This is a genomic window from Methanobacterium lacus, from assembly GCF_000191585.1.
Classification (GTDB): Archaea; Methanobacteriota; Methanobacteria; order Methanobacteriales; family Methanobacteriaceae; genus Methanobacterium_B; species Methanobacterium_B lacus.
Window position 1 is genome coordinate 764069 of record NC_015216.1, and the last position, 13139, is coordinate 777207.

Genomic DNA, 13139 nt, shown 5'->3' on the forward strand with positions numbered 1-13139 from the left:
TGCTTTATACAATAAAATTTAGATAGAATTTGTTTGATATATAAAAAAAATTATTTAGAGGTGTAGGCATATGCCACAAGGAAGATACAGATCTAGATCATACAAAAGAACATTCAAAAAAACCCCTGGAGGCAAAACTGTACTCCGCTACAAGAAGAAACTACCAAACAAACACGTTTGTGCTGAATGTGGTAAACAGCTTCATGCAGTTCCAAGGGGCAGACCATACCAAATAAGAAAACTATCAAAGTCAAAGAGAAGACCTAACAGGCCTTATGGTGGTTACCTCTGTTCAGAGTGTGCTCGCCGAATTTTCAAACAAGAGGCTAGGTTGTAATGATCATCACCATCGGTGGGCTGGCAGGTAGCGGTACAACAACTGCTGCGAAGATCCTGTCGGAGAAACTTCAAATACCCTTCCTTTCAGCCGGCGAAATATTTCGTCAAATGGCCAAGGAGAAGGGTATGGACATACTGGAGTTTGGTGAATATGCCGAGGGTAACGATGAAATAGACCTTGAGATTGATAAGAGACAGGCACAGTTAGCCAAAGAAAAACAAAACTTAATTGTTGAGGGAAGACTATCAGCGTACTTCGTTGAAGCAGACCTCAAGATATGGTTTGTTGCACCCATAGATGTTCGATGCAAACGAATATCTAAGAGGGAAGACAAAACAGTTGAAGTAGTAAAAAACGAAATTATTGCCCGAGGACAAAGTGAAGCAACCAGGTATCACGAAATACATGGAATAGACATAAACAACATGGAAGTTTACGACCTTGTTATAAACAGTCACAGCTTCAATCCAGAAGGCATTGCAGATATAATATTAAAAGTAACTGAGGTGATTACATGCCAGCAATAGAAGTAGGCAGAATATGTGTTAAAATAGCAGGAAGGGAAGCAGGCGAAAAATGTGTAATAGTTGAGATCATAGATGACAACTACGTAGAAGTTGTCGGATCAACCATTAAAAACAGAAAATGCAACCTTAAACATCTAGAACCAGTAGACCAAACAATTGAAGTCAAATCTGACGATGTTGAAGCAATTAAAAAAGAACTTGCAGCTGCAATAGCTTAAGTTCACTAAATTATTTATTTAAATTTATCCCACAAAAGGAATTTCACTGGTTTCAAATTTATGAAACCAGTTTGAGATCTAAAATTTTCTGGGATCCAATATTCAAAAAAAGGTCATTTTAATGGCAGAACTTCTCATAAAATCTGAAGGCGAAACAGATCCCAATTACGGATGCGATCCAAACAATCGACCCATTGAAGAACATATCAACACTGGTGTTGTGAACCTGGACAAACCAATGGGTCCAACTTCCCATGAAGTGGATGCATGGGTCAAAAGAATTCTCGATGTAGAGAAAACAGGCCACGGAGGAACATTAGATCCTAAGGTTACAGGTGTGCTTCCAATAGGAATCAACAGGTCAACCCGTGTTATACAGATGCTTCTTGGATCTCCCAAGGAATATGTATGCCTAATGAGGTTACATGAGAGTATCAGTGAAGACAGTATACGCAATATTTTACAGGAATTCACAGGTAAAATATTCCAGACACCACCCATAAAATCAGCTGTCAAAAGGGAGCTGAGGGTAAGAACCATATACGATGTTAACATATTAGAAATAGACGATAAGGATGTACTCTTCCGCATTAATTGCGAGGGAGGAACCTACATCAGAAAGTACTGTCACGACATTGGTGAAGCACTTGGAATTGGTGCCCACATGGCAGAACTTAGAAGAACAAAGTCAGGACCATTCACTGAAGACGAAACACTTAAAACACTTCAAGATCTAACAGATGCTTACCACTACTTGAAACACGATGGTGATGAAAAACCCATACGGGAATGCATACTTCCAATGGAAAGTGCAGTCACACATCTAAACCAAATTGTGGTGAGGGATTCGGCTGTGGATGCAATATGCCACGGAGCAGATCTGGCAACCAACGGAATTCTTGAACTTTCACCAGATATTAAATCCGGAGAAACTGTTCGAGTGCTTACACAGAAGGGTGAGCTTGTTGGTGCGGGTGAAACTGTTGAAACTACAGAAGGAATCCTGAGATCAGATAAGGGTATAATGGTAAATATAAAAAAGGTTTTTATGCTACCAGAAACATACCCAAAGATGTGGAAGTAAAACTCTGTTCTTTAAACAAATATAACTTCCAAAATTTACACCGTAGAACCTCTAAAAAATATAAAATTAGGGGCGAGGCCAAAAAGGAACGTTGAAATTATACGTTTACAATACTTTAAACCCTGACTGAATACTGTAGAAATACTTGTTCGGGACTAGGACTGTTAAGTAGGGTGTTAAATGGATACTGAAAACCATCTGTTTGCAGTGTGCTGTACGGTTAAGTTTATGGGTTTAAAGGCGGTTTTTCATGCCGGGATAGTCTAGCCTGGTAAGGCGCAAGACTGGAAATCTTGTGGAGTTCGTCTCCGCCTGGGTTCAAATCCCAGTCCCGGCGTTCACAAAAATTTTAGAAAAAATTTGATAAAATCCATTTGTGTTAAAATGTTTCAAAATTTTGCATTAAACACTCAAATCAATATCAGAAACTAAATTTTTAACTGATATTTTTCTGGACCTAAATTTTTTTTATTCCACACGGAATCAACAAAAAATAATTTTTTAGGAATGGATATTCAAAATTTTCTAGAATATACTATGATTACAAAACAGAATTAAATGAGAGTGGAGGTTAATTTATGGAAGAGGAATTCAAACACATGGTCCGTATCTCCCGTAAGGATGTAGACGGTAAAAAAACAATCGAAAATGCTCTTGCAGACATAAAAGGAATAGGAAGAGCACTTTCACGAGCTCTCTGCCAAGTTGCAGGATTCGACGCTACAATGCAGATAGGATACCTACCTGACAAAGATGTTCTCAAACTAGAAGAAGCTGTTAAAGCACCACAACAATTCGAATTACCAGAATGGATGCTTAACAGGCGTAACGATTACGAAACAGGTGAAACTGTACACCTTATAGAATCTGACCTTACAATGAGGTTAAGGGACGACTTGAACAGGATGAAAAAGACCAGAAGTTACAAGGGTAGAAGACACGAAGTGGGTCTACCAGTAAGGGGTCAGAGAACCAAATCAACCTTTAGGAAAGGTAAATCCGTTGGAGTTAGGAGAAGAAGAGGATAAACAGGAGGCTTTGATATGGGACATCCAAGAAAGGCAAGAAAGCAATACGATACACCATCACATCCATGGAACGCAGCACGTATAAAGGAAGAAAACAAGCTGGTTACTAAATTCGGTCTAAGAACCAAAAAAGAAGTTTGGAAGGCAGAGACCATAGTTAAAAGATACAGAAGAGATGCAAGGTTACTCCTAGGTTTAGAAACAGAACACGCTGAAGTGGAAAAGGCACAGCTCTTAAACCACATCAAGAGATTGGGAATGCTAAAGGCAGATTCTAAACTCGAAGACATCCTCGACTTAACTGTTGAAGACGTTCTAAGAAGAAGGCTTGAAACCATCGTTTACAAACGCGGACTTTCAAACACAGCAAAACAGGCCAGATTATTCATTGTACATGGACACATAGCAATGAATGGTAGGAAGATCAACGCACCAGGTTACCTGGTTAAAAGCGGTGAGGAAGAAACCATAGGTTTCTACCCAGGATCTCCAATGGAAAAGATCCAGAAGGAACAGGCCAAAACCCAAGCTGCAGAAGAAAAAAGTGAGTAATTAAAAAGGTGATTTAAAATGGCAGAAAAAGAAAAATGGGGCGTAGCTAACGTTTACTCATCCTTCAACAACACCATAATAACTGTAACCGATATCACAGGGGCAGAAACCATAACCCAGTGGTCTGGTGGAAAAGTTGTTCGTGCAGACAGACAAGAATCATCACCATTCGCTGCAATGGAAGCTGCAACACGTGCTGCAGAAGATGTCAAGGAAAAGGGAATAATCGGACTCCACATAAAAGTAAGAGCACCTGGTGGAAATGGACCAAGAACTCCAGGACCAGGAGCACAAGCTACAATAAGGGCTCTTGCAAGGGCCGGTATAAGAATTGGTAAAATAGAAGATGTAACTCCAATACCTCACGACGGTACAGGAAGACCTGGAGGAAAACGGGGAAGAAGAGTTTAAAACTGTGAAGAGTGTCTAATATGGAAATAGATATCAAACAAAAGGATGAGACCCACCTATTGTTCGCAATAGAGGGTGTCGACGATGCCTTTATAAATGCCATACGAAGAATTTCCACTGTTGAAGTTCCAACAATGGCAATTGAAACGGTTGAGATCTTAAAGAACGATGCAAAAATTTTCGACGAAGCCTTAGCACACAGACTTGGATTGGTACCACTAAAAACAGACCTAGAATCTATGGTGTTAGCATCAGATTGTGACTGTGAAGATTACTGCCCAACCTGCAGTGTGACCTTACTACTCAAGGAAAAAGGCCCAAAAACAGTGTATTCTGGTGATCTACAATCCCAGGATCCAGACGTTGTACCTGTACACGATACAATCCCACTACTAAAACTCAAGGAAGGGCAGGAAGTAGAACTCATAGCAGTAGCAAAACTGGGAATTGGACTGGAACATTCAAAATGGCAGCCAACAACCACTTGTGCCTACAAGTACTACCCAAAAATAACCATAGACTCAGATAAATGTGAATCATGCGGTTTATGTGCATCTGAATGTCCAAGGGCTGTTTATGAGTTTGATGAGAAAGCTAACACTTTGGAGATTGTTGACATCGAAAACTGTTCAATGTGCAAGACATGTGTCAGGGGATGTGAAGCAGGAGCAATAACTGTTGAAGGAGAAAAGGGAAAGTACTTATTCACAATTGAAACCGACGGATCACTATCTCCAGAAAAGGTTCTCACAACAGCATGCGAAATTCTATCGTCAAAATCTGATAAAATCATAGAATTCATAGAATAAGGAGGAATTTAATTTGGTGAAACTCACAAAGACCAACCCCGAAATCTTAAAAATCGTGGCCAGTCTTAAAGAAAAATCAAAAAAGGAAGATGCTGCAATATGGAGGGTAATAGCCAATAAATTGGTAAGACCAACCAGGAAAACTGCAGAAGTCAACATCTCCGACATAAACAGGCACACATCTCCTGATGAAATAGTTCTTGTTCCAGGTAAGGTACTTGGAAACGGCACACTAGACCACAAGGTCAACGTTGCAGCCATGAGCTTTTCAACAGGCGCCGAAGAAAAAATAGCCACAGCCGGTGGGGAATGTATGGCAATTCTTGAAGTTGCAGAGAAAAACCCCAAGGGAACCGGAATTAGGATAATGGAATAATAGAAGGTGTAGTACATGATCATTGATGGAGAAGGACTCGTACTAGGAAGACTTGCAAGTAAAGTGAGCAAGCTCATACTAGCAGGTGAAAGCGTTGATGTTTTAAACGCTGAAAAAATAATCATATCCGGAAGCAAGGACTGGGCCTACGCAAAATACAAACAAAGAGTAGACAGGGCAAGCATATCCAACCCAAGGGACATGGGACCTAAATATCCAAGAAGGCCAGATGACATATTCAGAAGAACTGTCAGAGGTATGATTCCATACAAACAGCCAAAGGGAAGGGACGCATTCAAATTACTAAAAGTATACGTAGGTGTACCAAAGGAATTTGAAACCCAGGAAAAAACCAGAATAGTTGAAGCAGAACCTAGAAACATCGTTAAAAGTGTTAAGTTAGGAACAGTTTCAGAATTACTCGGATCTAAATTTTAAATGAAAAGGTGTAACTATGAAGAAGGTAATACACACAAGTGGAAAAAGGAAAACAGCCATTGCAAGGGGTAAATTCAGGGCTGGAAAAGGCCGTGTAAGGATCAACAAGTTTCCTGTGGAACTCTACGATCCAGAACTTGCAAAGCTCAAAATCAAGGAACCACTAACACTCGCAGGTGACCTTTTAAACGATGTAGACATCGATGTTAGGGTCATAGGCGGAGGAGTTATGGGACAGGCAGAAGCTGCAAGAATGGTAATAGCCAAAGGTCTTGTGCAGTGGACAAGCGATATGGAACTCAAGGAAAAGTTCAACCAGTACGACAGAACCATGCTGGTTGGTGACCCACGTCGTTCCGAACCTAAAAAATACGGCGGTCCAGGTGCAAGAGCAAGAAAACAAAAAAGTTACAGGTAAGCTGATTCAAGATGATCCCTGTAAGATGTATAAGCTGTGGTAAGGTGGTATCCGCCTACTTCGACGAATACCAGAAAAGAACTGCAGAAGGTGAAGACCCTAAAAAAGTGCTTGATGACCTTGGTGTCACCAAGTACTGTTGCAGAAGAATGTTAATAGCACATGTAGAGGTGTGGTAAAAAAATTTTTTATTATTTTTATCATCGGGGCCGTAGGGTAGCTTGGTCCATCCTCTCAGCCATTGAAAGAAGTATCCAGTTGAACAAACCAACAGGATCCAAATGGAAGCTTGAAAACTAAGATTTTTTAAACATCCTGGATCTTGTAGTTTGTGAAATGTATATTTTCTTCGACTGGAACGGGGATGGTCAATTTGATACACCGGAACGCTGGAGACCCGAGTTCAAATCTCGGCGGCCCCACTACACTTTCATCTAAAAACTTTTAAACAAAGAATATAAAACATTTTTTAATAGGAGAAAGATATTATGGCGGCTAAAAAATTCACAAGATTTGAAAAGGCAAGAATAATAGGTGCAAGGGCTTTACAACTTTCAATGGGAGCAGAACCGAAGGTGGATGTTAATGATGCAAAATCCTTCGATCCAATCGACATCGCACTTCTTGAACTTGCAAAGAACAAGATGCCCCTTGATGTTAGAAGATTAAATCAGAAATAAGTTTTTATAAAACCTATTTACTTGTAAACAAATATTCTAATCCCAAAGTTTCATCCCACAGTAAGAAAAATTTAATTTTTCCAGTTTTGAGGATGAACTTTTCCAATTTAATACAAAACAACCTATACAACCACTATTTTTTTGTAAAAAAAGAGGTGTTTTTGTGGACAGTGTTATTGAAGACATTCGTGTAAGAAAAATTTTAGATAGCAGAGGAAACCCAACCCTAGAAGTGGATGTTGTCACATGGAACGGTTTCGGAAGAGCAGCTGCACCAAGTGGAGCAAGTACCGGAGCACGTGAAGTTGTAGCATTTCCAGAGGGAGGGGTTGACAAGATAATAAGCGAGGTTGAAGACATAATCTCATCCGAACTTATTGGAATGGATGCAGAAGATCTTAACGAAATCGACTTGGTGCTCAAGGAGATAGATGGAACAGAAAACCTTGCATCCATAGGTGGAAACACAACTGTTGCAGTAAGTATGGCAACTGCCAAAGCAGCTGCATCATCATACAACATGCCACTCTACAGATTCCTAGGTGGCAACATGCAAACAGAAATACCGTTCCCACTTGGAAACATGATAAACGGTGGAGCACACGCAGGTAAAAACGCACCTGACATTCAGGAGTTTTTAGTTGTACCCGTCGGTGCAGAAACCATCACAGAAGCAGTGTTCACCAACGTGAACGTGCACAAAAAAATCAGAGAACTCATACAAACCAAAGACAAATCATTCACTGGTGGAAAGGGAGATGAAGGAGGATGGGCACCCAACCTCACAAATCAGGAAGCCATTGAAATACAGGTTAAGGCCTGTGAAACAGTGACAGACGAAACAGGAGTACTTGTTAAACCATGTCTTGACATGGCAGCAAGTGAATTCTGGAATGCAGAAACTGAAGAGTATGTTTACGCCAAGGAAGGAGTGAACAGAACAACCGGTGAACAGGTTGACTACGTTTCTGAACTCATAGAAACCTACGGCTACTACTACGTTGAAGACCCAATCAGGGAAGGAGACTTCGAAGGATTTGCTGACCTAACTAAAAAGGCTGGTAAAAACTGTCTCATCTGTGGTGATGATCTTTTCGTTACCAACGCAGAAATTTTAGCCGAAGGAATAGAGAAGAAGTCAGGAAACTCAATCATAATCAAACCCAATCAGATCGGAACATTATCCGACACCTACAAAACAGTGGAACTGGCTAAAAACAACAAGTACGTACCAGTTGTATCACACCGTTCAGGTGAAACAACCGACGACACCATAGCACACCTAGCAGTGGCATTCTCATGCCCAATAATTAAGACAGGTGCAGTAAGCGGAGAACGTATAGCCAAACTCAACGAACTCATTAGAATCGAAGAAGAAATGACCTACCCAGAAATGGCAGACCTGAACAAGTACAGGTAAGCCTGACATTTCAGGGTTAAGACAGAACTATATGCTGAAAATAGATAAATAGCATTGATAATCTATGCACAAAACCTATTTGAAAGAATCTCCAAAACTGTTTAAAACCAGTGCTGGAATGGTTTATTCAAAATGGAAATAGATAAAAAAATTTTAAAATAGATAAATTTGGAGAAGTGAAACCATGGTTAAAATAACTATAAATCATGAAAAATGTGATGGAGCAGACTGCGCAGAATGCATAGATGTCTGCCCAATGGAAATTCTCATACTCGATGGAGACAAGGTTGTTATCCAGAACAAGGAAGAATGCAGCCTATGTGAAGTCTGCATGGATGTTTGTCCTAATGAGGCAATTAATGTAGAGGATGACTGATCCCTCGGGATCATAACGAAGTTATAGAAAACAAGATTTTTTAATTTAATTTGAGGTGATTTAATTGTCAGAACTATTAATACCATTGGACAAATACTTAGCAGCAGGATTACACATAGGAACACAGCAAAAAACCAAGGATATGGAGAGGTACATCTACAGGGTCAGAGCTGACGGACTTTACGTTCTCGATGTCAGGAAAACCAACGACAGGATCGTAGCAGCAGGAAAATTCTTGTCAAAATACGACCCAGAAGACATACTCGTTGTATCCACCAGACAGTACGGACAGGCTCCAGTAAAAAAATTCGGACAGATCACTGGTGCTAAAACCATACCTGGAAGATTCATACCTGGAACACTAACCAACCCTAACTATGCAAAGTTCATAGAACCTAAGGTACTGGTTGTAACCGACCCAAGATCAGATTCACAGGCCATCATCGAAGCCAGACAAATAGGAATACCTGTAGTTGCACTTTGTGATACAGAAAACCTACTTGGAAATGTGGACATAGTTGTACCAGTTAACAACAAGGGAAGAAAAGCTATAGCACTGGTTTACTGGCTACTAGCAAGACAGAACCTAAGGGGCAGAGGAATTCTCAAAGAAGATGAAGACCTTGAAACTCCTGCAACAGACTTCGAACTCAAGATGTAAAAAAGATTTTTTTACATCAATACGGGTCAAAGTCAAAATAGAAACAGGAACCTAAAAAGAACAAATCAATGAAAAGATATCTGATCAAAACCATCCATTTGAAAAACAAGAAGTAACCTTGTAATGGGGCTACATAGAATTTTTCAGGGATAAACTGATTTAGATTCTTTTTGTGAAATTTGTCATTTTTTAAATTACAAGGTCAATGAAAAATAATTTTTTTATTAACCACTAACTTATAAATTCAAATAATTGAATGATCAAAGAAAGATCATGCAGCAGGATCTGTTGAGATGGATCCAAAAAACCCAATCATAAAATTGGGAATTTAAAATTTCATAAAAAACATGAAATTTTAATATGAGAAGTAATACAACTTGAAAAGGAAAAGAAACCTTTTTGAACCAGTTAAAACATATAAAATTTAATATTTATCAAAAATTTCACGATCATTAGATTCTTAGTCCAAACAAAATTTTTTGGATTAGGATCAGTTCACATTTAATCCATACAAATTCCAAATGGAGCAGGATTGAAACCCAAACAAGTAAAGTAAAATCAATATTTGTAACAATTCAGAACTTTCAAAAGTAGTAATTTGATTTAAATAGGATATTTGTTTAAGATTTAAAGCTAGAAGAAGGTGTGTAAATGATAAGAAAACCTGCTGTAGCAGGAATTTTTTATGAAAAAGACCCTGATATGCTTAGAAAACAAATAGAATGGTGCTTTAAGCACAATTTAGGTCCTGGAAGTATTCCTGATATTGGGAACGAAAGAACTATTAAGGGTGTTGTAACACCCCACGCAGGCTACATCTACTCTGGGCCAGTGGCAGCACACAGCTACCATGACATAGCCGAGGATGGATTTCCAGAAACATTCATAGTACTGTGTCCAAACCACACAGGACTGGGATCAGGAGTTTCAACCATGAACCAAGGATCATGGGAAACACCACTTGGAAACGTGGAGATAGATGAAACCTTCGCAGATCTGCTCATAGAAAAAACAGGAATTATGGACTCAAATCCAGATGCACACCTAAGGGAACACAGTGCAGAAGTACAACTGCCGTTTCTCCAGTACCTAGATCCAGACTTCAAATTCGTACCAGTAACCATGTGGATGCAGGACCTCCAAACATCGTTGGAGATAGGTGTTTCAATTGCACAGGCTGCAAAAGAACTAGATAGAGACGTAATTGTGATAGCAAGCACGGACTTTACACACTACCAGCCAAAAAAACAGGCATACATGCAGGATATGCAGGTAATAGAAGCCATAAAAGCAATGGATGAAAAACGCATGATGAATGTGGTAGCAGAACAAAACGTAACCATGTGTGGATATGGTCCAGTGGCAGCAACACTCGTGGCAGTAAAACAGATGGGAGCAAACTCATCCGAACTAAAAAAATACGCCACAAGCGGAGACACCACAGGAGACAACAGTTCAGTAGTTGCCTACGCATCAATGGTATTCAGATAAATAGTACAAAAGTTAATCCATTAAATTTGGATCACGGATATGATTAATCAGTATAAGATACGATCCAAAGAGGGTTACATAAGACATACAAATAATCAGGACTCATAAGGACAAAGGGAAATTAAATTCCCAGATAACGAGTCTGTATAATGAAATCATTAATAAATTTCACGATCATTTCAATTTAAACCCATCAAAACAGAATTATAAAATAAGATTGAACATGAAAAATAGATTGAACATAATTAAATAGATTAGTTTAAGACTTAGAATCTCTTCAAAGGGATTTTCATGGTTTAAACAGTTACAACAAATATTAGTGTAAAAGTTCAGAAAAACTCACTGATCCACCATGTTAGATTCAAGACAGGTTACAGCATCTGCACCAGGAAAAACCATACTGTTCGGCGAACATGCCGTGGTTTATGGCAAACCCGCAATAGCAGCTGCAGTAGATAAGAGAGCATACGTAACCATATCCAAACGTGAAGATCATCTGACCCATGTTACAGTTGGAGATCTTGGAGTGTCAGGATTTTTAGACCTTAAAAATCGCACCATCCAACTTGAAAATGGAAGTGGTATGCAGAGGGGAATTCTTGAATACATCCTTAAAGCACTTATAAAGGCCAAAACAGAGGATTCTGTTGAGGTTGATGTAAGGCTCGACATACCAATTGGAGCCGGACTAGGATCATCAGCAGCAGTTACGGTAGCTACCATAATGGCTGCAGCAAGCTTCAACCAAATTACACTCACAAATGAAACCATGGCAAATCTTGCCCATCAAGTTGAGCTAGATGTACAAGGAGCTGCGAGTCCCATAGACACATCACTCAGTACATACGGCGGAGTAATATACCTGTCAAAACAACCACAAAAACTAGTCAAACTAGAAATTCCTCACGAACTTCCCATAGTGATAGGTTACACATCTACCCGGGGAAACACAGGAGAACTGGTTAAACTGGTCAGACAAAAAAAAGATGCAAGACCCGAAGTGATCAATCCCATACTTGACTCGATGGAAGCAGTTGCAAACGGTGCAAGACAGGCCATAATCAAGGGTGACCATAAAACCATAGGACTACTCATGAACATAAACCAGGGATTACTCGATGCCCTAGGAGTGAACACAGAGGAACTATCAAAAATGGTATTCACCGCCCGAAATCAAGGAGCCATGGGTTCAAAACTTACAGGTGCAGGTGGTGGGGGAAGCATGATAGCTTACTGCCCAGGACGCGAAGAAGAAGTTGTATCAAGTATAAACCAGTTTGAAAGGGCATTCCAAATAAATGTGGCACACGAAGGAGTAAGACTAGAGAAACCAAGGAATTAAAAAACCTTAATCAAACTAATCCCAAACAAAAGGTTTGAGGACCAAAATTCTGGTTAAGAGCCAGTAAGAACATGGTTTAGATCAGAAAACATTTCCTCAAAGAAGTGGTGGATCCACATGATCCAGACAAGAAAAATAATAGTGAAAAAACAAAGCTAAAAACGGTGCTTAATTGATAATACTAAAACTCGGTGGAAGCGTTATAACCCGTAAAAATGCATCAGAACCTACCTTGGACACAGAAAATTTAACCAGGATATGTAGAGAAATTTCAGAATCATCATATGAAAACCTCATAGTAGTTCATGGAGCAGGTTCATACGGCCATCTTTATGCCAAAGAATATGAAATTGGGGCCGAGATTAATTCGAAAAAAGAACTTGAAAGAAAGAAACAGGGATTTTCAAAGACACAAAACTCTGTAAAAGATTTAAATGCCATGGTCTGTGAACACCTGCAAAAACAGGGAATAGCCACAGTATCAATCCAGCCATCATCATTCATAAAAACCGAAAACAAACGAATAATAAAGGCTGATCTAGATCTCATAAAACAGTACCTAGAACTAGGATTTGTTCCAGTTATCTATGGTGATGTTGTGCTAGATGCAAATGAAAAGATCAAGATGGCAGTTGTATCCGGTGATCAGCTCATCAAATATCTGGCAGAAAACCTCAAACCAGAACTTGTGGTGTTAGGTTCAGATGTGGATGGAGTTTACAACCAAGATCCCAAGGACAATCCAGATGCCGAGCTAATCAAGGTCGTAAGATCCAGAAAGGATCTTCTGTCCCTGGACTCAACAAAAACAGTTGACGTCACAGGAGGAATGGGTGGCAAAATAGATGAACTCCTTGAAATTGCTAAAAATGGAATAGAATCTGAAATAATCAATGCTAATACTAATAATAACATTAAACGTGCCTTAAATGGTGAAAAAGAAATAGGAACCCTAATTAGATAAAAAA

The 13139-nt window shown here is 39.4% G+C and carries 19 protein-coding genes and 2 tRNA genes; all 21 read left to right on the forward strand.

The annotated features are described in order from the left end of the window. Positions 1-70 precede the first annotated feature (70 nt). The 21 genes from METBO_RS04065 (at position 71) to METBO_RS04160 (ending at position 13135) form a co-directional block, all read left to right on the forward strand. A complete protein-coding gene (locus tag METBO_RS04065; protein ID WP_013644403.1) occupies positions 71-337 on the forward strand; it encodes a 50S ribosomal protein L34e in 267 nt (88 codons plus the stop codon). After that, entirely contained in the window at positions 337-867 is a 531-nt protein-coding gene (cmk, locus tag METBO_RS04070) for a (d)CMP kinase (protein ID WP_013644404.1), read from the forward strand. The genes METBO_RS04065 and cmk overlap by 1 nt, the downstream gene beginning before the upstream one ends. Further along, positions 855-1085, forward strand: a complete 231-nt coding sequence (locus tag METBO_RS04075) for a 50S ribosomal protein L14e (protein ID WP_013644405.1) — start codon at positions 855-857, stop codon at positions 1083-1085. Before cmk ends, METBO_RS04075 begins: the two co-directional genes overlap by 13 nt. Before the next feature lie 121 nt (positions 1086-1206). Continuing rightward, complete coding sequence (locus METBO_RS04080) at positions 1207-2169, forward strand: RNA-guided pseudouridylation complex pseudouridine synthase subunit Cbf5 (RefSeq protein WP_013644406.1); 963 nt, start codon at positions 1207-1209, stop codon at positions 2167-2169. Between the two features lie 252 nt (positions 2170-2421). Next, positions 2422-2506, forward strand: a tRNA-Ser gene (locus tag METBO_RS04085). Between the two features lie 241 nt (positions 2507-2747). Next, a complete protein-coding gene (locus METBO_RS04090; RefSeq protein WP_013644407.1) occupies positions 2748-3197 on the forward strand; it encodes a 30S ribosomal protein S13 in 450 nt (149 codons plus the stop codon). A 15-nt stretch (positions 3198-3212) separates the two neighbouring features. After that, the gene (locus METBO_RS04095; protein WP_013644408.1) at positions 3213-3749 is read left to right on the forward strand and encodes a 30S ribosomal protein S4; all 537 of its coding nucleotides are present in this window, start codon (positions 3213-3215) and stop codon (positions 3747-3749) included. An 18-nt stretch (positions 3750-3767) separates the two neighbouring features. Beyond that, positions 3768-4160 (forward strand): 30S ribosomal protein S11, encoded by a 393-nt coding sequence (locus METBO_RS04100; RefSeq protein ID WP_013644409.1) that lies wholly within the window; start codon positions 3768-3770, stop codon positions 4158-4160. A 20-nt stretch (positions 4161-4180) separates the two neighbouring features. Next, on the forward strand, positions 4181-4969 hold the full coding sequence (locus tag METBO_RS04105) for a DNA-directed RNA polymerase subunit D (RefSeq protein ID WP_013644410.1): 789 nt from the start codon (positions 4181-4183) through the stop codon (positions 4967-4969). A 13-nt stretch (positions 4970-4982) separates the two neighbouring features. Beyond that, a complete protein-coding gene (locus tag METBO_RS04110) occupies positions 4983-5345 on the forward strand; it encodes a 50S ribosomal protein L18e (protein ID WP_013644411.1) in 363 nt (120 codons plus the stop codon). Between the two features lie 15 nt (positions 5346-5360). Then, entirely contained in the window at positions 5361-5783 is a 423-nt protein-coding gene (locus tag METBO_RS04115) for a 50S ribosomal protein L13 (RefSeq protein WP_013644412.1), read from the forward strand. Positions 5784-5799: 16 nt separating this feature from the next. Next, entirely contained in the window at positions 5800-6201 is a 402-nt protein-coding gene (locus tag METBO_RS04120; RefSeq protein WP_013644413.1) for a 30S ribosomal protein S9, read from the forward strand. An 11-nt stretch (positions 6202-6212) separates the two neighbouring features. After that, entirely contained in the window at positions 6213-6380 is a 168-nt protein-coding gene (locus METBO_RS04125) for a DNA-directed RNA polymerase subunit N (RefSeq protein ID WP_013644414.1), read from the forward strand. Between the two features lie 26 nt (positions 6381-6406). Continuing rightward, positions 6407-6623 (forward strand) — tRNA-Gln (locus METBO_RS13550). 66 nt (positions 6624-6689) lie between these two features. Then, positions 6690-6881: a DNA-directed RNA polymerase subunit K gene (locus tag METBO_RS04130; protein WP_013644415.1), complete on the forward strand. Its 192-nt coding sequence runs from the start codon at positions 6690-6692 to the stop codon at positions 6879-6881. 163 nt (positions 6882-7044) lie between these two features. Beyond that, positions 7045-8301, forward strand: coding sequence for a phosphopyruvate hydratase (gene eno / locus METBO_RS04135; RefSeq protein WP_013644416.1), 1257 nt, complete (start codon positions 7045-7047; stop codon positions 8299-8301). Positions 8302-8485: 184 nt separating this feature from the next. Continuing rightward, complete coding sequence (locus tag METBO_RS04140) at positions 8486-8677, forward strand: 4Fe-4S binding protein (protein ID WP_013644417.1); 192 nt, start codon at positions 8486-8488, stop codon at positions 8675-8677. A 64-nt stretch (positions 8678-8741) separates the two neighbouring features. Further along, entirely contained in the window at positions 8742-9338 is a 597-nt protein-coding gene (gene rpsB, locus METBO_RS04145; protein ID WP_013644418.1) for a 30S ribosomal protein S2, read from the forward strand. 651 nt (positions 9339-9989) lie between these two features. Continuing rightward, on the forward strand, positions 9990-10829 hold the full coding sequence (gene amrB, locus METBO_RS04150; protein ID WP_013644419.1) for an AmmeMemoRadiSam system protein B: 840 nt from the start codon (positions 9990-9992) through the stop codon (positions 10827-10829). A gap of 352 nt (positions 10830-11181) precedes the next feature. Next, a complete protein-coding gene (gene mvk / locus METBO_RS04155; RefSeq protein ID WP_013644420.1) occupies positions 11182-12171 on the forward strand; it encodes a mevalonate kinase in 990 nt (329 codons plus the stop codon). 172 nt (positions 12172-12343) lie between these two features. After that, positions 12344-13135, forward strand: coding sequence for an isopentenyl phosphate kinase (locus METBO_RS04160; RefSeq protein ID WP_013644421.1), 792 nt, complete (start codon positions 12344-12346; stop codon positions 13133-13135). The last annotated feature ends 4 nt before the right edge of the window (positions 13136-13139 follow it).

Coding starts and splice junctions, on each gene's coding strand:
- METBO_RS04130 (WP_013644415.1), top strand. CDS start 6,690: ATGGCGGCTAAAAAATTCACAAGATTTGAAAAGGCAAGAATAATAGGT.
- METBO_RS04100 (WP_013644409.1), top strand. CDS start 3,768: ATGGCAGAAAAAGAAAAATGGGGCGTAGCTAACGTTTACTCATCCTTC.
- cmk (WP_013644404.1), top strand. CDS start 337: ATGATCATCACCATCGGTGGGCTGGCAGGTAGCGGTACAACAACTGCT.
- METBO_RS04125 (WP_013644414.1), top strand. CDS start 6,213: ATGATCCCTGTAAGATGTATAAGCTGTGGTAAGGTGGTATCCGCCTAC.
- METBO_RS04115 (WP_013644412.1), top strand. CDS start 5,361: ATGATCATTGATGGAGAAGGACTCGTACTAGGAAGACTTGCAAGTAAA.
- METBO_RS04140 (WP_013644417.1), top strand. CDS start 8,486: ATGGTTAAAATAACTATAAATCATGAAAAATGTGATGGAGCAGACTGC.
- METBO_RS04105 (WP_013644410.1), top strand. CDS start 4,181: ATGGAAATAGATATCAAACAAAAGGATGAGACCCACCTATTGTTCGCA.
- METBO_RS04120 (WP_013644413.1), top strand. CDS start 5,800: ATGAAGAAGGTAATACACACAAGTGGAAAAAGGAAAACAGCCATTGCA.
- METBO_RS04075 (WP_013644405.1), top strand. CDS start 855: ATGCCAGCAATAGAAGTAGGCAGAATATGTGTTAAAATAGCAGGAAGG.
- mvk (WP_013644420.1), top strand. CDS start 11,182: ATGTTAGATTCAAGACAGGTTACAGCATCTGCACCAGGAAAAACCATA.
- METBO_RS04095 (WP_013644408.1), top strand. CDS start 3,213: ATGGGACATCCAAGAAAGGCAAGAAAGCAATACGATACACCATCACAT.
- amrB (WP_013644419.1), top strand. CDS start 9,990: ATGATAAGAAAACCTGCTGTAGCAGGAATTTTTTATGAAAAAGACCCT.
- METBO_RS04080 (WP_013644406.1), top strand. CDS start 1,207: ATGGCAGAACTTCTCATAAAATCTGAAGGCGAAACAGATCCCAATTAC.
- METBO_RS04090 (WP_013644407.1), top strand. CDS start 2,748: ATGGAAGAGGAATTCAAACACATGGTCCGTATCTCCCGTAAGGATGTA.
- METBO_RS04065 (WP_013644403.1), top strand. CDS start 71: ATGCCACAAGGAAGATACAGATCTAGATCATACAAAAGAACATTCAAA.